Raw genomic sequence first — 25,263 nt, forward strand, 5'->3', positions numbered from 1 at the left:
AAGCGCTTTACTGTGTCTGCCGTAAGCGTCTTTTGAAGCGTTTGATCATTCTGGCCACCCGCCATGCCCGCTTGATGCAGTAGCCGTAAAGCATAAAAGCCAGCAGGAACAGCACCAGCATCGCCCAGTCAGGGATAAAACTCAGCGACTCGCCCAGCACGCCCACCGCAGCCAGCAACGCTGCCGCCAGCGTAATCAGGAAACACGCCTGCCTGGAGGTGAACCCGGCGCGCATAATCAGGTGGTGAATATGCTGCCGATCGGCGGAAAACGGGCTCATCCCTTTACTCAGGCGGCGGTACATAATAGCAACCATGTCCATCAACGGGATAGCAATCAGCCAGAGCGCGGTGACCGGGGTGATAGGGTGATACTGGCCCTGTGTCGCCTCGAGCAGGATCCAGATGATGGTGAAACCAATCAGCGTACTTCCCGCATCGCCCATAAACACTTTATAGCGGCGACCAAACACGCCCAGGTTCAGCAAGATATAGGGCACGATGGCAACAATCATGATGAAGCACCACATCGCCAGGCTCTGCTGACCATCCAGTAACAGGATGATACCCATCGCGAGGAAAGTGACGCAGGACAGCCCACCCAACAGTCCGTCTATGCCATCCACCATATTAAAGGCGTTGATCGCTGCCCAGACGGCAAACAGGGTAAGGACATAACCAAAGGGGCCAACAATCAGTTCCCAGGGACCAAAGATGTATCCCAGGCTGAGCAAGTAAAGCTTGCCCATACTCATCATCAGCACGGCAACAATGGCCTGGACGATAGCACGAATTTTGACGCTGATATCCCAACGGTCGTCGAGTGCACCGATCAGGACCAACATGCCAGCGCAGCAAAGATAGAGCAGAGCGTGGGGAATATAGAAATTGGTGATGGCAAAGCCAAAGCAGGTCCCGGCAAAAACAGAGATGCCACCCACCAGAGGAACCACACCCTGGTGGCGCTTACGGTAGTTAGGTTTGTCTACCAGACCAACCTTTTTAGCTGCTTTACGGGCAAAAAAGAGGAAAACCATCGAAAAGACAAATATTAAAGCAAGCTCAGTACTCATATTGAGTAAATTCACATTAACCAGCTCTCTGCAAAGAATCTCGCAGTGTTATAAGCATTTTATGTGCCATTAACATCCGTTTAATTCTGATTTCTGTTGTGCGTGATGAGCATAAAACGGCTTAAAGTCCCTTTTTTGCTAACCGCACCTTTTGGTTTAATTCTCCAGTTGCTGAATATCGTATAGCCCATAAACGAAAAACGCCACGTCTGAGCGTGGCGTTCCCCGAGTTTTCTTATTTTTTCGCTGTCGCGAACAGCCCGATCCACACGAAAAGGCCAGAAAGAGCAGGTTCAGCCTGGCTGAACCTGAACGTTACAGCCCGATGAGTCGCCTTAAGAGCGTTTCATCATGTCGAAGAACTCATCGTTGGTTTTGGTCATTGCCAACTTGTTGATGAGGAACTCCATCGCGTCAATTTCACCCATTGGATGGATGATTTTACGCAGGATCCACATCTTCTGCAGTTCTTCGGAGCTGGTAAGCAGCTCTTCTTTACGCGTACCGGAACGGTTGTAATCGATAGCAGGGAACACACGCTTCTCAGCGATTTTACGCGCCAGATGCAGTTCCATGTTGCCTGTACCTTTAAATTCTTCGTAGATCACTTCGTCCATCTTCGAACCGGTATCAACCAGTGCGGTGGCGATGATTGTCAGGCTTCCGCCCTCTTCTACGTTACGTGCAGCACCGAAGAAACGCTTTGGACGGTGCAGGGCGTTAGCATCAACACCACCGGTCAGGACTTTACCTGAAGCAGGAACAACGGTGTTGTAGGCACGCGCCAGACGGGTAATGGAGTCCAGCAGGATGATCACGTCTTTCTTGTGCTCAACCAGGCGCTTGGCCTTCTCGATAACCATTTCGGCAACCTGCACGTGGCGGGATGCTGGCTCATCGAAGGTAGATGCAATTACTTCGCCTTTCACCAGACGCTGCATCTCGGTCACTTCTTCCGGACGCTCGTCAATCAGCAGTACCATCAGTACGCAGTCTGGGTGGTTGTAAGCGATGCTGGTGGCGATGTTCTGCAGCAGCATGGTTTTACCGGCTTTCGGTGGTGCAACGATCAGACCACGCTGACCACGACCAATTGGCGAGGCCAGGTCCAGTACACGAGCGGTCAAATCCTCGGTCGAGCCGTTACCACGTTCCATGCGCAGACGAGAGTTTGCGTGCAGCGGGGTTAAGTTTTCGAACAGGATTTTGTTGCGGGCGTTTTCAGGTTTGTCGTAGTTAACTTCATTAACTTTCAGCAGGGCGAAATAACGCTCACCTTCTTTCGGCGGGCGGATCTTGCCGGAAATGGTGTCACCAGTGCGGAGGTTGAAGCGGCGGATTTGGCTAGGGGAAACGTAGATATCATCAGGACCGGCGAGGTAGGAACTGTCCCCAGAACGGAGGAATCCAAAGCCATCCTGCAAAATTTCCAGTACGCCGTCGCCGAAGATGTCTTCGCCGCTTTTTGCATGCTGCTTCAGGATGGAGAAGATAATGTCCTGTTTGCGCATACGAGCCTGGTTTTCAAGCCCCATGTTTTCGCCGAGTGTAATCAGGTCAGAAACCGGCGTATTTTTTAATTCGGTAAGATTCATAATGGTGGGTTCTTAAACTCGGGGTAAATCTCGGAATGATTGTCGTAAGTGGTATGGCGAAAAATCCATGCCTGTTAATGGCACTCTTGTCAGGATCCGCTCGATGATCACGTGCAGGAAAACGCAAATCTGAGACGAGGAGACGGTAAGGACAAGACGCCGGAAATTCTGATGATGCTAACCGTCAGATTGCTGAATGCCCGCAAGGAGATGATGATTAGGCGTTCAACAAGGAATAAATCTAAGATTCAAACTACAGGTAAGTTCGTAGTGCAGTAAAAACAACTTAGCACGACTGATGTGAAACGTCTAGCAGCTGACTAAAAATATGCCGGGCGCCTGACTGAGGGCGAAAAACCCCCTCAGACCAGGCGCCGGACAGGCTATTAGCCCAGGTTCGCGTTAAGGAACTCTTTGAGCTGGCCTTTAGAAAGGGCACCAACTTTGGTCGCCGCGACTTCGCCGTTTTTGAACAGCAGCAAAGTAGGAATACCACGAATACCGTATTTAGGCGCGGTGCCCGGGTTGTCGTCGATATTCAGTTTCGCGATTGTCAGCTTGCCGTCGTACTCTTCGGCGACTTCATCAAGGATTGGGGCGATCATTTTACAAGGACCACACCACTCTGCCCAGAAGTCGACCAGCGTCAAACCTTCTGCTTTTAATACGTCGGAATCGAAGCTGTCGTCGGTCAGGTGAACAATTTTATCGCTGCTCATGTCTTACTCCAAAAGATTATGCCTGGCTGGTTGGCGTAAAATCTGCCAACTTAGGTTGACTTTATTTCACCGGATACGCTTTCGTAAAGCAATAGTAAGCTGATATTCTACCACACTATGAGCAAAACACACTTAACCGAACAGAAGTTTTCCGACTTCGCCCTGCACCCTCAGGTGATTGAAGCCCTTGAAACTAAAGGCTTTCATAACTGCACGCCGATTCAGGCGCTGGCATTGCCTTTCACGCTCTCAGGGCGTGATGTAGCGGGACAGGCGCAAACCGGTACCGGAAAAACGATGGCGTTCCTGACGTCAACGTTCCATCATCTTCTTTCTAACCCTGCGCCAGAAGGCCGTCAGGTGAATCAGCCACGTGCGCTGATCCTGGCCCCTACGCGCGAATTAGCCGTACAGATCCATGCCGATGCTGAACCGCTGACGCAGGCAACCGGTCTCAAGCTTGGGCTTGCTTATGGCGGTGACGGCTACGATAAGCAGCTGAAAGTGCTGGAAAGCGGTGTCGATATTTTAATCGGTACCACTGGCCGACTGATTGACTATACCAAGCAAAATCACGTAAACCTCGGCGCCATTCAGGTGGTTGTGCTTGATGAAGCGGATCGCATGTTCGATCTCGGCTTTATTAAAGATATTCGCTGGCTGTTCCGCCGGATGCCTGCGGCAAATCAGCGTTTGAACATGCTGTTCTCCGCGACCCTCTCCTTCCGCGTTCGCGAACTGGCGTTCGAAAACATGAACAACGCGGAATACGTGGAAGTGGAACCCGAGCAGAAAACCGGCCACCGCATCAAAGAAGAACTTTTCTATCCTTCTAATGAAGAGAAGATGCGCCTGCTGCAAACCTTGCTGGAAGAAGAGTGGCCAGATCGTGCCATCATCTTCGCAAACACCAAGCACCGTTGTGAAGATATCTGGGGCCACCTGGCAGCAGATGGACACCGTGTTGGGCTGTTGACCGGCGATGTGGCTCAGAAGAAACGTCTGCGTATTCTGGATGACTTCACTAAAGGTGACGTTGATATCCTGGTCGCCACCGACGTTGCCGCGCGTGGCCTGCATATCCCTGCGGTAACTCACGTGTTCAACTATGACCTGCCGGATGACCGTGAAGACTACGTGCACCGTATTGGTCGTACCGGACGCGCTGGCGCCAATGGACATTCCATCAGCCTGGCGTGTGAAGAGTACGCACTGAATCTCCCTGCTATCGAAGAGTATATTGGCCACAGCATTACCGTGAGCCGCTATAACAGTGATGCGTTGATGACTGAACTGCCGCCACCGAAGCGTTTAACACGTCATCGTTCTGGCAATGGTCCACGTCGTGGCGGCAACAACAATCGCCGCAGCAGTGCACCACGCAACAATAACCGTAAACGTTCAGGTTAAAACAGCCATGCTGAGCGCGTCATCACTTTATGCTGCTATCGATCTGGGATCGAACAGTTTTCATATGTTGGTGGTGCGCGAGGTGGCTGGAAATATCCAGACCGTAGCGCGCATCAAGCGCAAAGTGCGTCTGGCCGCCGGCCTCGATAGCGAAAACCATCTTTCCGATGAAGCGATGGAGCGCGGCTGGCAGTGTCTGCGGCTGTTCTCAGAGCAGTTGCAGGACATTCCTGGTGAGCAAATTCGTGTCGTCGCCACCGCCACGCTGCGGCTGGCGTCGAATGCCGGCACCTTCCTGCAAACCGCCCAACACATTCTTGGCTGCCCGGTGAATGTCATCAGCGGCGAGGAAGAAGCACGCCTGATATATCAGGGCGTTGCGCATACCACAGGCGGATCCGATAAGCGCCTGGTGGTGGACATTGGCGGCGGCAGTACGGAGTTGGTGACCGGAAGCGGTTCGCAAACCACCTCCCTTTTCAGCCTGTCGATGGGATGTGTCACCTGGCTTGAGCGCTATTTTGGCGATCGTCATCTGGCGAAAGCCAATTTTGAACAGGCAGAACTTGCCGCTCGTGCCATGATCCGCCCGATTGCTGCTGAGCTACGTGAGCACGGCTGGCAGGTTTGTGTGGGGGCTTCTGGCACCGTACAGGCGTTGCAGGAAATTATGATGGCACAGGGCATGGATGAACGCATCACCCTGAGCAAGCTGCAGCAGTTGAAGCAGCGGGCGATTCAGTGCGGCAAGCTGGAAGAGCTGGAGATCGAAGGGCTGACGCTGGAGCGCGCGCTGGTGTTCCCAAGCGGTCTGTCGATTCTGATCGCTATTTTCACCGAGCTGAATATCCACAGCATGACGCTGGCGGGCGGTGCACTGCGTGAAGGCCTGGTCTATGGCATGCTTCATTTGCCGATCGATCGTGATATTCGCAGCCGCACGCTGCAAAATATTCAGCGTCGTTTCACTATTGATGCCGAGCAAGCCGACCGCGTGCGCAATCTGGCAGAAAGTTTCGCCCGCCAGGTCAGCCACAGCTGGAAACTGGACGATCGATGTCGGGAGCTGCTGGACAGTGCCTGCCTGATGCACGAAATCGGTCTGAGCGTCGATTTCAAACAGGCTCCGCAACACGCTGCCTATCTGATCCGCCATCTCGACCTTCCCGGCTTTACTCCCGCACAGAAAAAACTGCTGGCAACCTTGCTACAAAATCAGGTCAACAGTATCGATCTGGCGGTATTAAGCCAGCAAAATGCCATCCCTCCGCGAATGGCTGAACGACTCTGTCGTTTGCTGCGTCTGGCGATCATTTTCTCCAGCCGTCGACGTGACGATACGCTACCCGCCGTTCGGCTTCATGCCGATGACGATGCGTTGCATGTGACGCTGCCCGCAGGCTGGCTGGAAGCGCATCCGCTTCGTGCAGAGCTGCTGGAGCAAGAATGCCACTGGCAGAGCTATGTTCACTGGCCGCTGACCATCGGCTGACAGACAGGCAGTAAAAAGGGGCGGATTTAGCCCCTTTTTCATTTTTTAACCGTTCAGTGAACCTACTTCCCTTTCGCCTTATCGAGCATCGCCTTCAGGTTGGCGACGCGGCTTTGTCCGGTCTGCATCCGCTCTTCGGCGCTGACCACTTTGCGCTCGGTTTCCCATTTCAAATCATCCTGTGGCAGCTCCATCAGGAAGCGGCTCGGTTCAGGTCGGATGGTTTCGCCATATTGCCGACGTTCGCGGCATAAGGTGAAGGTCAGCTCTTTGCGGGCGCGGGTGATGCCCACGTAGGCCAGCCGACGCTCTTCTTCAACGTTGTTCTCATCAATGCTGCTTTGATGTGGCAACAGCCCTTCTTCCATCCCGACCAGGTAGACGTAGGGGAATTCCAGGCCTTTCGACGCATGTAGCGTCATGAGCTGAACCTGATCCATATCTTCCTCGCTTTCGCCGCGCTCCATCATATCGCGCAGCGTAAACCGGGTGACAACCTGCGTCAGCGTCATCGCCTCATCGATATCGCTGCCCTCCAGCATTTCTGTCATCCACTGGAACAGCGTATTGACGTTTTTCATCCGCATTTCGGCCGCTTTTGGGCTGGCAGAGGTTTCAAACAGCCAGCTCTCATAATCGATACCGCGGATCAGATCGCGAACGGCGGCGACCGGCTCACGTTCTGCCAGCTGTGCGACTTCCTTCAGCCAGAACGTGAAGCGCTGTAGCGACTCCAGCCCACGTCCTGACAACGTCTGCTCAAGCCCCATATCGAAGCTGGCGGTAAACAAACTCTTGTTGCGCTGCATCGCCCACTCGCCCAGCTTCTGCAACGTCGCCGAGCCAATTTCACGCCGGGGCGTATTCACAATGCGCATAAATGCGCTGTCATCATTGGGATTGGTCAGCACGCGCAGATAGGCCAGCAGATCCTTGATCTCCGGTCGGGAGAAGAAAGAGGTTCCTCCGGAGATGCGGTAAGGAATGCGGTTCTGCATCAGCATTTTTTCGAACACCCGCGACTGATGGTTGCCACGATAGAGGATCGCGTAATCCTTGTACTGGGTCTTATTGATAAAGTGATGGGCAATCAGTTCACCAATTGTCCGCTCCGCCTCATGATCTTCATTGTTGGCGGTAACGACTTTCAGCTCTGCGCCATAACCCAGTTCGGAGAAAAGGCGTTTCTCAAACACATGCGGATTGTTGGCGATCAGAATATTGGCGGCTTTCAGGATGCGCTCGGTGGAGCGGTAATTCTGCTCCAGCTTGATTACCTGCAACGCCGGGAAATCCTCGTTAAGCAGCACCAGGTTTTGCGGCCGCGCGCCGCGCCAGGAGTAGATCGACTGATCGTCATCGCCTACCACGGTAAAACGCGCGCGTGCGCCCACCAGCAGCTTCACCAGTTCATACTGGCTGGTGTTGGTATCCTGATATTCATCCACCAGCAGGTAACGGATGCGTTGTTGCCAGCGCTCCAGCACTTCCTGATTGCGCTGGAAAAGCAGGGTCGGCAGCAAAATCAAATCATCAAAGTCGAGCACGTTGCAGGACTTCAGATGTTTGTCGTACAGGCCATAACAGTGGGCGAATAGCTTATCCCGCTCTGACACGGCACCCGCCGCCGCCCGGGAAGGATCCATCAGATCGTTCTTCCAGTTGGAGATCGTGGAGATCAGCTGTTGCAGTAAGGTCTTGTCATTTTCCAACCACTCTTCGGTCAGATCCTTCAGCAAAGCCAGCTGATCCTGATCGTCAAATAGCGAAAAGTTCGACTTCATACCCAACGCGGCATACTCGCGCTTGATAATCTCCAGCCCCAGGGTGTGGAAGGTGGAAATCATCAGCCCACGCGCTTCTTTGCGCCCGAGCGTTTGCGCCACACGCTCTTTCATCTCGCGCGAGGCCTTGTTGGTAAAGGTTACCGCGGCAATATGGCGCGCCTGATAGCCGCATTCACGGATCAGATGGGCGATTTTATTGGTGATCACGCGTGTTTTGCCCGACCCCGCACCCGCCAGCACCAGGCAGGGCCCGGTAACAAATTCGACGGCATGTTGTTGGCCAGGATTCAGACGCATAGGAAAGTCGCTCGATGAAAAGACAGAAGGAAAGAGAAATTCAGCGTGGTAGTATAGCCAGCAGCATCCATACGACTCAAGGTACGATCATGGCAAAAACCGCAGCAGCACTCCATATCCTTGTTAAGGAAGAAAAACTGGCTCAGGATATTCTGGCTGAGCTGGAAAAAGGCGCAGACTTTGAAAAGCTGGCCAAGAAGCATTCCACCTGCCCATCTGGCAAAAAAGGCGGCCATTTAGGCGAGTTCAAACAGGGCGCAATGGTGCCGGCTTTTGATAAAGTGGTGTTCTCCTGCCCACTTATCGTGCCTTATGGTCCTCTGCATACCCAGTTCGGTTATCACATCATAAAGGTGTTGTACCGCAACTGATTGCCGGGTGACAGACGAAAAAAAAGAGCGGATTCCGCTCTTTTTTTGCTTTCGGGCCAGTGAAACCAGCCCGTCAGTCAGGCATTAACCGGCAACGGCAATACGCTTCATATCAGTCATGTAGCCACGCAGTTTGCTACCAACTGCTTCGATTGGATGGTGACGAATGGCTTCGTTAACATCACGCAGCTGAGCGTTGTCGATGGCGGTAGAGGTCGCCTGTGATTTACCCAAATCGCCGGCCTGCAGGGTAGTCATAAACTCTTTCAACAGCGGAACTGCCGCGTAAGAGAACAGGTAGTTACCGTATTCAGCCGTGTCAGAGATCACCACGTTCATTTCATACAGACGCTTACGTGCGATGGTGTTGGCGATCAACGGCAGCTCGTGCAGAGATTCGTAGTAAGCTGACTCTTCGATAATGCCGGCATCAACCATGGTTTCAAATGCCAGCTCAACGCCTGCTTTGACCATCGCGATCATCACCACGCCTTCATCAAAGTAAGTCTGCTCTGCAATTTTACCTTCGAACTGTGAAGCCGTTTCGAAGGCCGTTTTGCCGGTCTCTTCACGCCAGCCCAGCAGTTTCTTATCGTCATTCGCCCAGTCAGCCATCATGCCGGAAGAGAATTCACCGGAGATGATGTCATCCATGTGCTTCTGGAACAGTGGCGCCATGATGGTTTTCAGCTGTTCTGACAGCGCGTAAGCACGCACTTTCGCTGGGTTAGACAGACGATCCATCATCAGCGTGATGCCGCCCTGCTTCAGCGCTTCGGTCACGGTTTCCCAACCGAACTGAATCAGTTTCTCGGCATAGGCCGGATCGGTCCCTTCTGCCACCAGCTTGTCGAAGCACAGCAGTGAACCCGCCTGCAGCATACCGCACAGAATTGTCTGCTCGCCCATCAGGTCAGATTTCACTTCAGCAACGAAGGAAGATTCCAGAACACCGGCACGGTGACCGCCTGTTGCAGCGGCCCAGGCTTTAGCAATCGCCATGCCTTCGCCTTTCGGATCGTTTTCCGGGTGAACCGCAATCAGCGTTGGAACACCGAAGCCACGCTTGTACTCTTCACGGACTTCAGTGCCCGGACATTTCGGCGCAACCATCACTACAGTAATGTCTTTACGAACCTGCTCGCCCACTTCAACGATGTTGAAGCCGTGTGAGTAACCCAGCGCCGCGCCATCTTTCATCAGCGGCTGAACAGCCTGAACAACAGAGGTGTGCTGCTTGTCTGGCGTCAGGTTAACCACCAGGTCGGCCTGCGGGATCAGCTCTTCGTAGGTTCCCACTTTGAAGCCGTTTTCAGTCGCTTTACGCCATGAAGCACGCTTCTCAGCAATCGCTTCTGCACGCAGGGCGTAAGCAATATCCAGACCGGAGTCACGCATGTTCAGACCCTGGTTCAGGCCCTGAGCACCACAACCAACGATGACGACTTTTTTGCCTTTCAGGTAGCTTGCTTCATCAGCAAATTCTTCACGGGACATGAAGCGGCATTTACCTAATTGCGCCAACTGATTGCGCAGGTTCAAAGTGTTGAAATAGTTAGCCATGGAAACTCCGTATAGGGTTGTTTGGGTCTTTTAATAAGAAGGGAGCGCCTTTCGCGCTTACCCTGTATAAACCTTATCATATGACAGGAAATGCATTGCTTAAATTGATATATTAACAACGTGACATTGCAAAAACTGCAACGTGAAATTGAGGCCTGAATTATATGGACTTACGCGATCTGAAACTGTTCCTTCATCTGGCCGAAAGCCGCCATTTTGGCCGCAGCGCAAGGGCGATGCACGTCAGTCCTTCCACCTTATCCCGACAAATTCAGCGGCTGGAAGAAGACCTCGGCCAGGCTTTGTTTCTACGGGATAACCGTACGGTCACCCTGACCGATGCGGGTGAGCAGTTGCGCCAGTTCGCCCAGCATACGCTGTTGCAGTATCAACATCTGCTGCATTCCATTGGGCAGAATGGACCATCACTCAGCGGTGAGCTGCGCCTTTTTTGTTCCGTGACCGCAGCGTACAGCCACTTGCCACCGATTCTGGATCGCTTCCGTGCTGAACATCCGCTGGTAGAAATTAAGCTGACAACCGGGGATGCCGCAGACGCGGTGGAGAAAGTGCAGAGCACAGAGGCTGATATTGCCATTGCAGGACGGCCGGAAACGCTGCCGGCCAGTATTGGTTTTACGCCGATTGGGCTGATCCCGCTGGTGTTGATTGCCCCGGCGTTGCCTTGCCCGGTCCGGACTCAGGCCACAGAACCTGAGCCGGACTGGTCGGAGATCCCGTTCATTTTGCCCGATCAGGGGCCTGCCCGGCAGCGCATTGATTTATGGTTCCGCCGCCGTCGCATTCCTAATCCGTTGATTTACGCCACGGTGGCGGGTCACGAAGCGATTGTGTCGATGGTTGCGCTAGGCTGTGGCATTGCTTTGCTGCCGGATGTGGTGCTGGAGAACAGCCCGGAATCCGTACGGAATCGTATTCTTGAGTTGGATAATGTGGAGATGGTCGCACCGTTCGAACTGGGCGTTTGCGTACAAAAAAAGCGGCTCAATGAGCCGCTTATCGATGCGTTTTGGGCACTGATGTAACTAGCCTGCGAGGAAGAAGCTGAAGGCCGGGTTATTACTTTCATCATGAAAATCATAGCCCAGCTCGGCGAGATGCTCTTCAAACTGCGGCTCATTGTCGCTGAGCTCAAAACCTGCCAGCACCCGACCATAGTCGGTGCCGTGGCTGCGGTAATGGAACAACGAAATATTCCAGTGTGTGCCCAGCGTTTGCAGGAAGCGCAGTAATGCGCCCGGCGCTTCAGGGAACTCAAAGCTGAACAGTCGCTCGCGCAGAGGTTTTGACGGGCGTCCGCCAACCATATAACGCACGTGCAGTTTGGCCATTTCATCGTCGGACAGATCGACAACGTTGTAGCCCCCCTCTTGCAAAAGGTGCAGGATTTCGCTGCGCTCTTCAAGCCCACGCGTCAGCCGCACGCCAACAAAAATGCAGGCGTTATCGGCATTCGCATAGCGATAGTTAAACTCGGTAACCGAACGGCCGCCAAGCAGTTGGCAAAACTTCAGGAAGCTGCCTTTCTGCTCAGGAATGGTGACCGCCAGCAATGCCTCCCGCTGTTCACCCAACTCACAACGCTCCGAGACATACCGCAGGCCATGGAAGTTGACGTTTGCGCCAGAGAGCACGTGTGCCAGACGTTCACCTTTGATCTGGTGCTGTTGGATATACTTCTTCATGCCGGCCAGTGCCAGCGCCCCGGAAGGCTCGGCAACGGCGCGGACATCCTCAAATAAATCTTTCATCGCCGCACATATTGCATCGCTGTCGACGGTGATGATGTCGTCGAGATACTCCTGGCACAGACGGAAGGTTTCATTCCCGATGCGTTTGACCGCCACACCTTCAGCAAAGCCCCCAACCCGAGCCAGATCGACAGGATGACCCGCGTCGAGCGCCGCCTTCAGACAAGCCGAATCTTCTGCTTCCACCGCGATCACTTTGATTTGCGGCATGAGCTGTTTAATCAGCACGGCAACACCCGCCGCCAGACCGCCGCCGCCAACGGGCACGAACACGCGGTCAAGATGCGCATCCTGCTGAAGCAGCTCCATCGCCAGCGTACCCTGTCCGGCGATCACCATCGGGTGATCGAACGGCGGCACAAAGGTGTAGCCCTTCTGCTCCGCCAGTTCGATGGCCTTGGCTTTCGCTTCATCAAAGTTGGCACCAAACAGGTAAGCCTCACCGCCAAACGCCCGCACCGCATCCACTTTGATATCCGCGGTAGTCACTGGCATCACAATCAGGGAAGCAATCCCTAACTTTGATGCCGATAACGCCACGCCCTGAGCATGATTGCCGGCGGATGCGGTAATCACCCCGCGCGCTTTCTGCTCTTCATTCAACGTTGCGATCATCGCGTAAGCCCCGCGCAGCTTGAAGCTGTGCACCGGCTGACGATCTTCACGCTTGACCAAAATGGTGTTGCCCAGACGGGAAGAGATCTTCTCCATCTTCTGCAACGGGGTCACCTGCGCCACTTCGTATACCGGCGAGCGGAGAACCGCCCGCAGATACTCCGCGCCGCATGGCTCGTCGGGTAACGGTTGAGACTCAGCCATCGTTGTTAGCCTCCCAGCTTGCTCTTGTCACGCACAGCGCCTTTGTCCGCACTGGTTGCCAGTAAGGCATAAGCGCGCAGGGCATAGGAAACTTCACGCACACGACCATGTGGCGTGTAGGCCTCGCTACCGCGGGCTTCTTCTTCTTCGCGACGGGCATGCAGCACGTTATCTGGCACATCAACCTTGATGCCGCGATTAGGAATATCGATATCAATGATGTCGCCATCTCTCACCAGCGCAATGGTTCCGCCGCTGGCCGCTTCTGGTGAAGCATGGCCGATCGACAGCCCGGAAGTACCGCCGGAGAAGCGTCCATCGGTGATCAGCGCACAGCTTTTGCCGAGGCCCATCGATTTCAGATAGGTGGTCGGGTAAAGCATTTCCTGCATGCCCGGTCCGCCTTTAGGTCCTTCGTAACGGATTACAACCACATCACCGGCAACCACTTTGCCGCCCAGGATCGCCGCAACGGCATCATCCTGGCTTTCGTAGACTTTGGCCGGACCACGGAAGGTGTGGCTCTCTTTTTCCACGCCCGCAGTTTTAACGATGCAACCATCTTCAGCGAGGTTACCGTACAGCACGGCCAGACCACCATCCTGACTGAAGGCGAATTCACGTGTACGAATACAGCCTTCTTTGCGATCGTCATCCAGCGTTTCCCAACGGCAGTCCTGAGAGAACGCCTGAGTGGTGCGGATACCGGCCGGGCCAGCACGGAACATCTTCTTCACGTCTTCATCTTTGGTCAGCATGATGTCGTACTGATCCAGCGTTTCCTGCAGGGTCAGACCCAGCACGTTACGGACGCTTTGATCCATCAGGCCGGCACGGCTTAATTCGCCGAGGATACCGAATACGCCACCTGCGCGGTGCACGTCTTCCATATGGTATTTCGGGGTGCTCGGCGCCACTTTACACAGGTGTGGCACTTTGCGTGACAGACGGTCAATATCTGACATATTGAAGTCGATATCACCCTCCAGCGCAGCGGCCAGCAGGTGCAGAACGGTATTGGTGGAACCACCCATGGCGATATCCAACGTCATGGCGTTCTCGAAAGCCGCTTTATTGGCGATGTTACGCGGCAGCGCGCTTTCATCATCCTGCCGATACCAGCGTTTGGTCAGTTCAACAATGCGCTTACCGGCATTCAGGAACAGGTCTTTACGGTCGGCGTGAGTCGCCAGCAGTGAACCGTTACCCGGTTGGGAAAGGCCCAGCGCTTCGGTCAGGCAGTTCATTGAGTTGGCGGTAAACATACCGGAACAGGATCCACAGGTCGGGCACGCGGAGCGTTCGATCTGCTCGCTGTCGGCATCGCTGACGTTCGGGTTTGCGCCCTGGATCATCGCATCGACCAGATCCAGCTTGATGATTTTGTCAGAGAGCTTGGTTTTACCGGCTTCCATCGGGCCGCCAGAAACGAAGATCACGGGGATATTCAAACGCAGGGAAGCCATCAGCATCCCCGGGGTGATTTTGTCGCAGTTGGAGATACAGACCATCGCATCGGCACAGTGCGCATTCACCATATACTCGACCGAGTCTGCAATCAATTCACGCGACGGCAGAGAGTACAGCATGCCGCCATGCCCCATTGCGATCCCATCATCCACCGCAATAGTGTTGAACTCTTTTGCCACGCCGCCGGATGCTTCAATCTGCTCAGCGACGAGTTTCCCCATGTCGCGCAGGTGAACGTGGCCCGGTACGAACTGGGTAAAGGAGTTAACTACCGCAATGATTGGCTTACCGAAATCGTCGTCGGTCATTCCAGTGGCGCGCCAGAGGGCACGGGCACCGGCCATATTGCGGCCATGTGTGGTGGTAGCGGAACGTAACTTAGGCATGCTCATACTCCAAAATCAGATAGTGCGCGGGCGTCATATGACGCCCGCTCAGGTATTTTTTTATTATGGGTTAACCGAATCCAGCCAGCCCCATTTGTCTTCTGTTTCGCCAGTGAACAGGCCGAAGAAGGCGGACTGAATGCGGGCAGTAACCGGACCGCGTTTGCCTTCACCTACCTGGATACCGTCTACGCTGCGAACCGGTGTGATTTCAGCAGCCGTACCTGACATGAAGACTTCGTCGGCCAGATACAGAGATTCACGTGACAGCACCTGCTCACGGACTTCGATACCCATGTCTTTAGCCAGCTTGATGATCGCATCACGCGTAATGCCCGGCAGCGCTGAAGAGGTGAATGGCGGGGTAAACAGAATGCCCTCTTTCACTTCGAACAGGTTCTCACCCGCACCTTCAGAGATGTAGCCCTGAGTATCCAGAGCGATGCCTTCCTGATAGCCGTGGCGGCGAGCTTCGCTGCCTACCAGCAGTGAGGACAGGTAGTTACCGCCCGCTTTAGCAGCAGTTGGGATGGTGTTGGGCGCCACACGGTTCCAGGAGGACACCATGGCATCAATACCCTGTTCCAGCGCTTCAGGACCCAGGTACGCGCCCCAAGGGAACGCGGCAATGATCACATCGGTGCTGAAGCCTTCTGGCGGGTTAACACCCAGACCCACGTCGCCAACGAAGACCAGCGGACGGATATAAGCGCTTTTCAGTTTGTTGACGCGCAGAACTTCGCGGCACGCTTCCATCAGTTCATCAACGCTCTGGCTGACCGGGAAACGATAGATTTTTGCAGAGTCGTGCAGGCGCTGCATATGTTCACGATGGCGGAAGACTACCGGGCCTTTGTGCGAGTCGTAGCAGCGGACGCCTTCAAACACAGACGTACCGTAGTGCAGTGCGTGGGACATCACGCTGACCTTCGCGTCTTCCCACTTAACCATCTCGCCATTGAACCAGATAAAGTCAGCTTTCTTCGTCATTCTTATTTTCCTTTCGCGCTCAGGCGCGGATCTGTTGTGTTGTCTGTTGTTGGATCTGGACGCACGCGACATCCATCAGCTTGCTTAATTGTGTTGACAGTAAATCGACTGAGCGCTGGCTGGCAACGGTCATTTCAATATTAATGTTGTCGGTATTATTACTGGAAGCCATATTCATCGCACACACCTGGAAACCACGGTGTCTGACAACCCGCAATATCCGCTCCAGTATTTCGGGTCTGAAGCGGGCTTCGATAGACAATTGATGCTGCATCATGAGGTTTTCTCCATCATATTTTCGTTGCTGGCACCAGGCGGTACCAAAGGCCAGACGTTTTCATGCTCGTCGATGGCGACGTGGAGCATGTATGGCCCTTCACTGTGCAGCAAAGCGTCTAATGCGGCGTCGACCTGGTCTTTCCGGGTAATGCGCTGGCCAGGGATATCAAACGCGCTGGCCAGGGTCAGGAAGTCTGGATTGTCGGACAAATTGGTTTCGCTGTAGCGCTCGGAGAAAAACAGTTGCTGCCACTGGCGAACCATGCCCAAACGCTGGTTATCCATCAGCACGATTTTCACCGGCAGCTGCTTACGTTTAATGGTGCCGAGCTCCTGCACGTTCATCATGAATGAACCATCGCCGGAAACGCAGATAACGGTATCGTCCGGGCGGGCAACCTGCGCACCGACGGCGGCTGGCAGGCCAAAGCCCATCGTACCCAGCCCGCTGGAGGTGATGAAGTTCTCCGGGCGGTTGAAAAGCATATGCTGTGCGGCCCACATCTGATGCTGGCCCACGTCAGTGGTGACGATAGCGCTGGCGGGTTTACGATCGGACAACTGCTTCAGGAACAATGGGGCAAAGATAGCTTCACCTGGATGATCGTAACGCCAGCCGTTTTCCGCTTTCATCGCGATGACGTGCTCGCGCCAGGTGCTGATGTCTGCCGGATGATATAAGTCTGGCAGCATTTTATTCAGGTCACCGCGCAATGCCACATGGGCCTGACGCAGTTTATTCAATTCAGCCGGGTCAATGTCCATATGGATCACGCTGGCATGCGGAGCGAAGGTGTTTAACTTGCCCGTCACACGGTCATCAAAGCGCGCACCGACGGCAATCAACACATCACACTGTTGCACTGCGTAGTTAGCGGCTTTGGTGCCATGCATACCTAACATGCCCAGGTAGCATGGGTCTTCGGCATCGGGCGTACCCAACCCTTTAAGCGTAGCAACAGTTGGAATGCCGGTCTCTTTAACAAAAGCGCGCAGTGCCGCAACGGCGCCGGCCATGCCAACACCGCCGCCCACATAGAGGATTGGCTTCTTCGCCTGCGCCAGCATGGCTCTTGCCAGCTGCAATTCCTGATGAGGATGCTCGGTCTCGGCTTCGACCGGCAACAGGTGAGCCGTTAACTCGCCACTCGCCAGCTGAATATCTTTAGGAATGTCGATCAGTACCGGGCCAGGACGACCAGACTGCGCGATAGCGAAAGCTTCAGCCATCACTTCTGGCAGTTCTTCCAGTGATTCCACCAGGAAGCTGTGTTTGGTGCAGGACAGGGACATTCCCAGCACGTCAATTTCCTGAAACGCATCAGTACCGATAAAGGCAGAGGAAACCTGACCGGTGATTGCTACAACTGGAACAGAATCCATCATCGCATCAGCCAGGCCGGTGATAAGGTTCGTTGCACCCGGGCCGGAAGTGGCGATGCACACGCCGACTTTGCCAGTAGAACGGGCGTAGCCGATAGCGGCCATTGCTGCGCCCTGCTCATGGCGACAGAGTAGGTGTTCGACGCCACCGTCATAGAGCGCATCATAGACGGGCATAATCGCCCCACCCGGATAGCCGAAAACTGTCTCGACACCGTGCGCACGCAACGCCTGAACCACCCACTGAGCACCATTCATAGTTATTTCCCCGCCTCTGGCTGGGAACAACAGCATTTTATTCTACTGTTCATAATCTGTTCCTCTGTCATTGATAACCTGCCAAAAAAAAACCCCCGGACCTTTCGGTGCGGGGGTTCTTTCGAAATCAGGCTTGATTTTTAAGCCTTTCTTTCTCCGAGCGTAGCCCCGCACGGCGTGATAATAATCACGACGACGTTAATAATGACTAGGCTGACGACTCGTAGAAGGGCTTTCATTTGTATTCGATAATTTCGCTTGTTCGAAGTAATGCCTACAGAGTTATCACAGTTAGCGAGTCAAACTCAACTTTTTTCATCATTTTATTTTATGCTGCGCGCTGCAATATTCAAAAAAGCGATGGTTATTCAGGGAATAAGCCAGATCCTGAAAATTATTCATTACGCACCCTGCGCAATGACTACAGGTGAAAAAAACAGCGTTCAGATTACGAGCCCTGTCGAGCGGAAGTAATAAAATCTGTCTTCAGGACGATATTTTTTGCGAGCCCGCCCGGTTTAGGAGCCGTTGGCACTCGAAAGTGTTCCGCTGAAAAGTAAGACTGCGATAAACAAGGAGTGTCTATGTCGCTATCTCTTGCCTATACCCGAGCCGCTATTGGTATCGAGGCACCATTGGTGTTGGTTGAAGTCCATCTCAGTAATGGCCTGCCCGCGCTTTCCCTGGTGGGTCTGCCTGAAACGACGGTAAAGGAAGCCCGCGATCGGGTACGCAGTGCCATCATCAACTGTGGCTTTACCTTTCCCGCTAAACGCATCACCGTCAATCTTGCGCCAGCCGATCTTCCCAAAGAAGGGGGAAGATACGATCTTCCTATTGCAATAGCGATTCTGGCGGCCTCAGAGCAGATTCCTGCGGAGAAGTTGGGGCAATATGAATTCCTGGGAGAGTTAGCTTTAACAGGTGCTCTCCGTGGCGTACAGGGCGCCATTCCCGCAGCGCTGGCAGCCACTCAGGCACAGCGCCAGCTGATCTTGTCCAGCGATAACCTTGAAGAGGTCGGCATGATCCACGAGGCGAAAAGCTTGCTGAGCGGTCACCTGCTCAACGTTTGCCATTTTCTGGCCGGCCACACAACGCTTGAAGAGGCACGATGTGAGTTACCTGAGGTAGGCTGGCAAGGAGGAGACCTCAGTGACATCGTGGGTCAGCAACTGGCGAAGCGGGCACTGGAAATTTGTGCCGCCGGTGGGCATAACCTGTTACTGATTGGGCCACCCGGCACAGGGAAGACCATGCTTGCCACCAGGCTAATCGGGTTGATGCCATCATTAAGCGATGAGGAGGCCCTGGAGAGCGCCGCCATCGCCAGCCTGGTCAGCACAGGTATCCTGCATCAACAATGGCGACAGCGCCCATTCCGGGCCCCTCATCACACGTCATCACGCTATGCGCTGGTCGGTGGCGGTTCACTGCCAAAACCCGGCGAGATTTCGCTGGCACACAACGGCATTCTGTTTCTGGATGAGCTGCCAGAGTTTGATCGAAAAACGCTGGATGCGCTGAGAGAACCGCTGGAGTCTGGTGAGATTTGTATTTCACGCGCGCGGGCGAAAGTGACCTACCCGGCGCGCTTTCAGTTAATAGCCGCAATGAACCCCAGCCCGACAGGTCATTATCACGGTACCCATAATCGCAGCACGCCCCAGCAGACGCTTCGCTACCTCAACAAACTGTCCGGACCGTTCCTCGATCGCTTCGATCTTTCGCTTGAAGTCCCTCTGCTTCCACCCGGCACACTGAGCAGGCAAAACGCGAACAGTGAAAGCAGTACCACTATTCGACTGAGGGTGATTGCGGCCCGACAACGCCAGCTTGATCGTGCCGGAAAGGTTAATGCCCTGATTCAGCCCAAAGAAATTAAGCGCGATTGCCGGATAACACAGCAGGATGCGCAGTGGCTGGAAGAGGTATTGAATCAGTTAGGTCTGTCAGTTCGCGCCTGGCAGCGTATTCTGAAGGTTGCCCGGACGATTGCAGATTTAGGTAAGAAGGAGAGTATTCAGCGAGAGCACCTGCACGAGGCGCTAAGTTATCGGGGGATCGACAGGTTACTTAGCCATCTACAGAAAAGTCTGGAATGAAAAAGGGGCCGAAGCCCCTTTTATCTTAATCGTCGCTATCCGTGTAATCTTCCACACCTTCCATCTGTGGCTTACCGCCAGACAGGGTGTGGAAACGTTTAGGACGCTTAATCCGGCTCATGTACTTGGACCAGACGCGCTCTGCTTCAGTCTGTGGCTCACGGATGCCGCGGCACACCTCAACAAACAGACGCTCTTCTTCCGTTGCAGGCTCACGTTTTACCAGATCCAACTCGTTAAAAGCGTAACCATAACGCTCAAGAAGTTGGGCTTCTTTGATGGTGAAATCACCATGACGGGAGAATCCACGCGGATAGTGTTTGTTGTCAAAAAAACGATTAGTTGTTGCGAAGCTTTCCGCCATTCTACACGCTCCTAACTCTTCTATGGCCGTGCTATTTATGGCGCGGAGTATTAGATACGCTTGACAGAGTGTAAAACAAAACATTTAAATCATAACGACAAATGTTTTTTAGGAGATGGATGTGGATACGGAATTACTGAAGACCTTTCTTGAAGTGAGCAGAACTCGCCACTTTGGACGTGCCGCTGAAGCGCTCTATCTCACACAATCGGCCGTGAGTTTTCGCATCAGGCAGCTTGAAAATCAGCTGGGGGTGAATCTTTTTACCCGCCACCGCAATAACATACGGCTGACTTCGGCTGGTGAGCGCCTGTTGCCTTACGCCGAAAGTTTGATGAGCACATGGATGATGGCCAAGAAGGAAGTCTCGCACACCCAGCAGCATCATGAGCTGTCGATTGGGGCCAGTGCGTCGTTATGGGAGGCTTACCTCACGCCCTGGCTGCAGACACTGTATGAGAACCGTGAAAGCCTTCACCTCGAAGCGCGTGTCGCTCAGCGTCATCTGCTGGTGAAGCAATTGCATGAGCGTCAGTTGGATCTGCTGATCACCACTGAGGCACCGAAAATGGATGAGCTTACCAGCCAGCAAATTGGGCATATCTCATTAACCCTGTATCGTTCACGAAAAACGGACAAACGAGATAAATATGACTATATCAAGCTGGAATGGGGCGCTGATTTTCACCAACATGAGAGCTATCTTGCCGGTGCAGATGACGTCCCTGTGTTAACGACCACCTCGGCCCATTTAACCCGGCAGCTGCTGCACACCACGGGAGCCTGCTCATTCCTGCCGGACATCTGGCAAAGTGAATACCCGGATCTGGTGGTGATCCCGGACACGCCAGTGGCCGTCAGACCGCTTTATGCCGTGTGGTTACAGAACAGCGATCAACAAACGCATATTCGTCAGTTGATTAAATTTCCGGTTAATACGCAGTAATTCGGGCATGAAAAGCGAACAGAATGGTCAGTTTACTGGCCATTTTTTTCATCTGAAGAGAGGGGACTGGAGGAATTTGCAGCAGAAATTGCTTTATTACAGGCAAAAAAAATCCTTTGCCGAAGCAAAGGATCATTTTTAATGGCAGGGGCGGAGAGACTCGAACTCCCAACACCCGGTTTTGGAGACCGGTGCTCTACCAATTGAACTACGCCCCTAAAAGGGTGGCGGAACGGACGGGGCTCGAACCCGCGACCCCCTGCGTGACAGGCAGGTATTCTAACCAACTGAACTACCGCTCCACCGATTCTGTACTGACTTCAGAATGTTGCTTCTGATATCAGGTGTTTCGCCCTTTCCGTGTCACTGGAAAGGTCATGACCATAAAATGGTCTAAATTGATGCCTGGCAGTTCCCTACTCTCGCATGGGGAGACCCCACACTACCATCGGCGCTACGGCGTTTCACTTCTGAGTTCGGCATGGGGTCAGGTGGGACCACCGCGCTAAAGCCGCCAGGCAAATTCTGTGCTCTGTCCTGTGTATTTCGCTCCGTGGCCGCGTTGGCCGCGCTTGTAAACTCAGTCACATACCTCAGTATGCTCCTTCCTTCACGGCACTTGCCGCCTTACCACAAAGCAAAATCCCACGGACCGGGGTCCGCAGAACAGATAATTCTTTATCCGGTTCAAGCTGAAAATATCTGTTTGTGTCTCTCAGACGCTCACCAGAACGCTTCTGGTGTTGTAAGGTTAAGCCTCACGGGTCATTAGTACCGGTTAGCTCAACGCATCGCTGCGCTTACACACCCGGCCTATCAACGTCGTAGTCTTCAACGTCCCTTCAGGGGCCTTAAAGGCCCAGGGAAGATTCATCTCGAGGCAAGTTTCGCGCTTAGATGCTTTCAGCGCTTATCTTTTCCGCACTTAGCTACCGGGCAATGCCATTGGCATGACAACCCGAACACCAGTGGTGCGTTCACTCCGGTCCTCTCGTACTAGGAGCAACCCCTCTCAATCTTCCAGCGCCCACGGCAGATAGGGACCGAACTGTCTCACGACGTTCTAAACCCAGCTCGCGTACCACTTTAAACGGCGAACAGCCGTACCCTTGGGACCTACTTCAGCCCCAGGATGTGATGAGCCGACATCGAGGTGCCAAACACCGCCGTCGATATGAACTCTTGGGCGGTATCAGCCTGTTATCCCCGGAGTACCTTTTATCCGTTGAGCGATGGCCCTTCCATTCAGAACCACCGGATCACTATGACCTGCTTTCGCACCTGCTCGAGCCGTCACTCTCGCAGTCAAGCTAGCTTATGCCATTGCACTAACCTCACGATGTCCGACCGTGATTAGCTAACCTTCGTGCTCCTCCGTTACTCTTTAGGAGGAGACCGCCCCAGTCAAACTACCCACCAGACACTGTCCCCACGCCGGATCACGGCGCCAGGTTAGAACATCAAACGTTAAAGGGTGGTATTTCAAGGTTGGCTCCACGCAGACTGGCGTCCACGCTTCAAAGCCTCCCACCTATCCTACACATCAAGGTTCAATATTCAGTGTCAAGCTATAGTAAAGGTTCACGGGGTCTTTCCGTCTTGCCGCGGGTACACTGCATCTTCACAGCGAGTTCAATTTCACTGAGTCTCGGGTGGAGACAGCCTGGCCATCATTACGCCATTCGTGCAGGTCGGAACTTACCCGACAAGGAATTTCGCTACCTTAGGACCGTTATAGTTACGGCCGCCGTTTACCGGGGCTTCGATCAAGAGCTTCTCCTTGCGGATAACCCCATCAATTAACCTTCCGGCACCGGGCAGGCGTCACACCGTATACGTCCACTTTCGTGTTTGCACAGTGCTGTGTTTTTAATAAACAGTTGCAGCCAGCTGGTATCTTCGACTGGCTTCAGCTCCGGGAGCAAGTCCCTTCACCTACGCGCCAGCGTGCCTTCTCCCGAAGTTACGGCACCATTTTGCCTAGTTCCTTCACCCGAGTTCTCTCAAGCGCCTTGGTATTCTCTACCTGACCACCTGTGTCGGTTTGGGGTACGATTCCGTGTTACCTGATGCTTAGAGGCTTTTCCTGGAAGCAGGGCATTTGTTACTTCAGCACCGTAGTGCCTCGTCATCACACCTCAGCGTTAATAAGAGTCCGGATTTACCTAAACTCTCCGCCTACATGCTTAAACCGGGACAACCGTCGCCCGGCTAACATAGCCTTCTCCGTCCCCCCTTCGCAGTAACACCGAGTACAGGAATATTAACCTGTTTCCCATCGACTACGCCTTTCGGCCTCGCCTTAGGGGTCGACTCACCCTGCCCCGATTAACGTTGGACAGGAACCCTTGGTCTTCCGGCGAGCGGGCTTTTCACCCGCTTTATCGTTACTTATGTCAGCATTCGCACTTCTGATACCTCCAGCAGCCTTCACAGGCCACCTTCGACGGCTTACAGAACGCTCCCCTACCCAACAACGCCTAAGCGTCGCTGCCGCAGCTTCGGTGCATGGTTTAGCCCCGTTACATCTTCCGCGCAGGCCGACTCGACCAGTGAGCTATTACGCTTTCTTTAAATGATGGCTGCTTCTAAGCCAACATCCTGGCTGTCTGTGCCTTCCCACATCGTTTCCCACTTAACCATGACTTTGGGACCTTAGCTGGCGGTCTGGGTTGTTTCCCTCTTCACGACGGACGTTAGCACCCGCCGTGTGTCTCCCGTGATAACATTCTTCGGTATTCGCAGTTTGCATCGGGTTGGTAAGCCGGGATGGCCCCCTAGCCGAAACAGTGCTCTACCCCCGAAGATGAGTTCACGAGGCGCTACCTAAATAGCTTTCGGGGAGAACCAGCTATCTCCCGGTTTGATTGGCCTTTCACCCCCAGCCACAAGTCATCCGCTAATTTTTCAACATTAGTCGGTTCGGTCCTCCAGTTAGTGTTACCCAACCTTCAACCTGCCCATGGCTAGATCACCGGGTTTCGGGTCTATACCCTGCAACTTAACGCCCAGTTAAGACTCGGTTTCCCTTCGGCTCCCCTATACGGTTAACCTTGCTACAGAATATAAGTCGCTGACCCATTATACAAAAGGTACGCAGTCACACCACGAAGGTGCTCCCACTGCTTGTACGTACACGGTTTCAGGTTCTGTTTCACTCCCCTCGCCGGGGTTCTTTTCGCCTTTCCCTCACGGTACTGGTTCACTATCGGTCAGTCAGGAGTATTTAGCCTTGGAGGATGGTCCCCCCATATTCAGACAGGATGTCACGTGTCCCGCCCTACTCATCGAACTCACAGCAAGTGCATTTTTGTGTACGGGAGTATCACCCTGTACCCTGCGACTTTCCAGACGCTTCCACTAATGCACAAGCTGATTCAGGTTCTGGGCTGTTCCCCGTTCGCTCGCCGCTACTGGGGGAATCTCGGTTGATTTCTTTTCCTCTGGGTACTTAGATGTTTCAGTTCCCCAGGTTCGCCTTGCAACACTATGTATTCATGTTGCAATGATGCACCAAGGTGCACCGGGTTTCCCCATTCGGGTATCGTCGGTTATTGCGGTTCATATCACCTTACCGACGCTTATCGCAGATTAGCACGCCCTTCATCGCCTCTGACTGCCTAGGCATCCACCGTGTACGCTTAGTCACTTAACCTCACAACCCACAAGCGTCCCGAAAGACACTGCTGTTGTAAGCATTTGAGAGACTCGAACATATCGTTGATTTCATTCTTATTACGGAGAATGAAAACGACATGTCGTTTCAATTTTCAGCTTGTTCCGGATTGTTAAAGAGCATAATACTTCGCAGCACACCGTTGCCGGTACGCTCTGAAGTATTGTCAGAAAACTGCATGGTGGAGCTAAGCGGGATCGAACCGCTGACCTCCTGCGTGCAAGGCAGGCGCTCTCCCAGCTGAGCTATAGCCCCATACAGTTACTGCAGAGACCATCTACTACCACTTACGTTCTTTTCTTTCGAAGAGGACGTTGAGGACACTACTCTTTGGGAGAAATGTAATTTTTACTCAGGCAAGGCATGCGGAAGGGAAGTTTACTTAAGGTAAACGACCGCGCGCATAACGCAGCATGAGTGAAAATTTGGTAGGCCTGAGTGGACTTGAACCACCGACCTCACCCTTATCAGGGGTGCGCTCTAACCACCTGAGCTACAAGCCTGTAGAG

The 25,263-nt window shown here is 53.6% G+C and carries 18 protein-coding genes, 4 tRNA genes and 2 rRNA genes; 6 read left to right on the forward strand and 18 right to left on the reverse strand.

From position 1 onward, the window contains the following. Positions 1-7 precede the first annotated feature (7 nt). The 3 genes from wecA to trxA all read right to left on the reverse strand — a co-directional run bounded on the left by wecA (position 8) and on the right by trxA (position 3,386). On the reverse strand, positions 8-1,087 hold the full coding sequence (gene wecA, locus AC1UKS_RS21355; RefSeq protein WP_106382082.1) for a UDP-N-acetylglucosamine--undecaprenyl-phosphate N-acetylglucosaminephosphotransferase: 1,080 nt from the start codon (positions 1,085-1,087) through the stop codon (positions 8-10). A gap of 320 nt (positions 1,088-1,407) precedes the next feature. Continuing rightward, the gene (rho, locus tag AC1UKS_RS21360; protein ID WP_013200233.1) at positions 1,408-2,667 is read right to left on the reverse strand and encodes a transcription termination factor Rho; all 1,260 of its coding nucleotides are present in this window, start codon (positions 2,665-2,667) and stop codon (positions 1,408-1,410) included. Positions 2,668-3,053: 386 nt separating this feature from the next. After that, positions 3,054-3,386: a thioredoxin TrxA gene (gene trxA / locus AC1UKS_RS21365; protein WP_013200232.1), complete on the reverse strand. Its 333-nt coding sequence runs from the start codon at positions 3,384-3,386 to the stop codon at positions 3,054-3,056. A 117-nt stretch (positions 3,387-3,503) separates the two neighbouring features. On the opposite strand from trxA, the gene rhlB reads away from it, so the two are divergent. Both rhlB and gppA read left to right on the forward strand, forming a co-directional pair. Then, positions 3,504-4,796 (forward strand): ATP-dependent RNA helicase RhlB, encoded by a 1,293-nt coding sequence (gene rhlB, locus AC1UKS_RS21370; protein ID WP_265908427.1) that lies wholly within the window; start codon positions 3,504-3,506, stop codon positions 4,794-4,796. 7 nt (positions 4,797-4,803) lie between these two features. Beyond that, entirely contained in the window at positions 4,804-6,288 is a 1,485-nt protein-coding gene (gene gppA, locus AC1UKS_RS21375; RefSeq protein ID WP_482435151.1) for a guanosine-5'-triphosphate,3'-diphosphate diphosphatase, read from the forward strand. A gap of 62 nt (positions 6,289-6,350) precedes the next feature. Here the strand turns inward: gppA and rep are convergent, their stop codons facing one another. Beyond that, on the reverse strand, positions 6,351-8,372 hold the full coding sequence (rep, locus tag AC1UKS_RS21380) for a DNA helicase Rep (RefSeq protein WP_482435153.1): 2,022 nt from the start codon (positions 8,370-8,372) through the stop codon (positions 6,351-6,353). A gap of 89 nt (positions 8,373-8,461) precedes the next feature. On the opposite strand from rep, the gene ppiC reads away from it, so the two are divergent. Continuing rightward, positions 8,462-8,743, forward strand: a complete 282-nt coding sequence (ppiC, locus tag AC1UKS_RS21385) for a peptidylprolyl isomerase PpiC (protein ID WP_013200228.1) — start codon at positions 8,462-8,464, stop codon at positions 8,741-8,743. A gap of 84 nt (positions 8,744-8,827) precedes the next feature. Here the strand turns inward: ppiC and ilvC are convergent, their stop codons facing one another. Next, entirely contained in the window at positions 8,828-10,306 is a 1,479-nt protein-coding gene (gene ilvC / locus AC1UKS_RS21390) for a ketol-acid reductoisomerase (RefSeq protein ID WP_013200227.1), read from the reverse strand. Between the two features lie 164 nt (positions 10,307-10,470). Between ilvC and ilvY the strand changes: the two genes are divergently transcribed. After that, entirely contained in the window at positions 10,471-11,352 is an 882-nt protein-coding gene (gene ilvY, locus AC1UKS_RS21395; protein ID WP_013200226.1) for an HTH-type transcriptional activator IlvY, read from the forward strand. Here the strand turns inward: ilvY and ilvA are convergent, their stop codons facing one another. The 6 genes from ilvA to ilvL form a co-directional block, all read right to left on the reverse strand. Continuing rightward, positions 11,353-12,897 (reverse strand): threonine ammonia-lyase, biosynthetic, encoded by a 1,545-nt coding sequence (gene ilvA / locus AC1UKS_RS21400; protein ID WP_482435154.1) that lies wholly within the window; start codon positions 12,895-12,897, stop codon positions 11,353-11,355. 5 nt (positions 12,898-12,902) lie between these two features. Further along, complete coding sequence (ilvD, locus tag AC1UKS_RS21405; protein ID WP_482435155.1) at positions 12,903-14,753, reverse strand: dihydroxy-acid dehydratase; 1,851 nt, start codon at positions 14,751-14,753, stop codon at positions 12,903-12,905. 63 nt (positions 14,754-14,816) lie between these two features. Next, positions 14,817-15,743, reverse strand: a complete 927-nt coding sequence (locus tag AC1UKS_RS21410) for a branched-chain amino acid transaminase (RefSeq protein WP_013200223.1) — start codon at positions 15,741-15,743, stop codon at positions 14,817-14,819. 19 nt (positions 15,744-15,762) lie between these two features. Continuing rightward, on the reverse strand, positions 15,763-16,020 hold the full coding sequence (ilvM, locus tag AC1UKS_RS21415) for an acetolactate synthase 2 small subunit (RefSeq protein ID WP_041691853.1): 258 nt from the start codon (positions 16,018-16,020) through the stop codon (positions 15,763-15,765). Beyond that, entirely contained in the window at positions 16,017-17,663 is a 1,647-nt protein-coding gene (gene ilvG / locus AC1UKS_RS21420; protein WP_482435156.1) for an acetolactate synthase 2 catalytic subunit, read from the reverse strand. Before ilvG ends, ilvM begins: the two co-directional genes overlap by 4 nt. A gap of 140 nt (positions 17,664-17,803) precedes the next feature. Beyond that, the gene (gene ilvL / locus AC1UKS_RS21425) at positions 17,804-17,902 is read right to left on the reverse strand and encodes an ilv operon leader peptide (protein ID WP_071822090.1); all 99 of its coding nucleotides are present in this window, start codon (positions 17,900-17,902) and stop codon (positions 17,804-17,806) included. A gap of 345 nt (positions 17,903-18,247) precedes the next feature. Here ilvL and AC1UKS_RS21430 point away from each other — a divergent pair, with 345 nt between their 5' ends. Further along, the gene (locus AC1UKS_RS21430; RefSeq protein ID WP_482435157.1) at positions 18,248-19,768 is read left to right on the forward strand and encodes a YifB family Mg chelatase-like AAA ATPase; all 1,521 of its coding nucleotides are present in this window, start codon (positions 18,248-18,250) and stop codon (positions 19,766-19,768) included. A 25-nt stretch (positions 19,769-19,793) separates the two neighbouring features. On the opposite strand, the gene AC1UKS_RS21435 is transcribed toward AC1UKS_RS21430, so the two are convergent. Continuing rightward, a complete protein-coding gene (locus tag AC1UKS_RS21435; RefSeq protein ID WP_013200220.1) occupies positions 19,794-20,132 on the reverse strand; it encodes a MaoP family protein in 339 nt (112 codons plus the stop codon). A gap of 121 nt (positions 20,133-20,253) precedes the next feature. Here AC1UKS_RS21435 and hdfR point away from each other — a divergent pair, with 121 nt between their 5' ends. Then, entirely contained in the window at positions 20,254-21,078 is an 825-nt protein-coding gene (hdfR, locus tag AC1UKS_RS21440) for an HTH-type transcriptional regulator HdfR (protein WP_482435159.1), read from the forward strand. Positions 21,079-21,220: 142 nt separating this feature from the next. Here the strand turns inward: hdfR and AC1UKS_RS21445 are convergent. The 6 genes from AC1UKS_RS21445 to AC1UKS_RS21470 all read right to left on the reverse strand — a co-directional run bounded on the left by AC1UKS_RS21445 (position 21,221) and on the right by AC1UKS_RS21470 (position 25,257). Further along, a tRNA-Trp gene (locus AC1UKS_RS21445) sits at positions 21,221-21,296 on the reverse strand. Between the two features lie 7 nt (positions 21,297-21,303). Beyond that, positions 21,304-21,380, reverse strand: a tRNA-Asp gene (locus tag AC1UKS_RS21450). A 101-nt stretch (positions 21,381-21,481) separates the two neighbouring features. Then, positions 21,482-21,597: ribosomal RNA gene (rrf, locus tag AC1UKS_RS21455) — 5S ribosomal RNA — on the reverse strand. Positions 21,598-21,825: 228 nt separating this feature from the next. Next, positions 21,826-24,733 (reverse strand): 23S ribosomal RNA (locus AC1UKS_RS21460). 200 nt (positions 24,734-24,933) lie between these two features. Beyond that, positions 24,934-25,009 (reverse strand) — tRNA-Ala (locus AC1UKS_RS21465). Positions 25,010-25,180: 171 nt separating this feature from the next. Continuing rightward, positions 25,181-25,257, reverse strand: a tRNA-Ile gene (locus tag AC1UKS_RS21470). Positions 25,258-25,263: the final 6 nt, after the last annotated feature.

It is taken from the genome of Erwinia sp. AK-PDG3-5 (genome assembly GCF_056821705.1).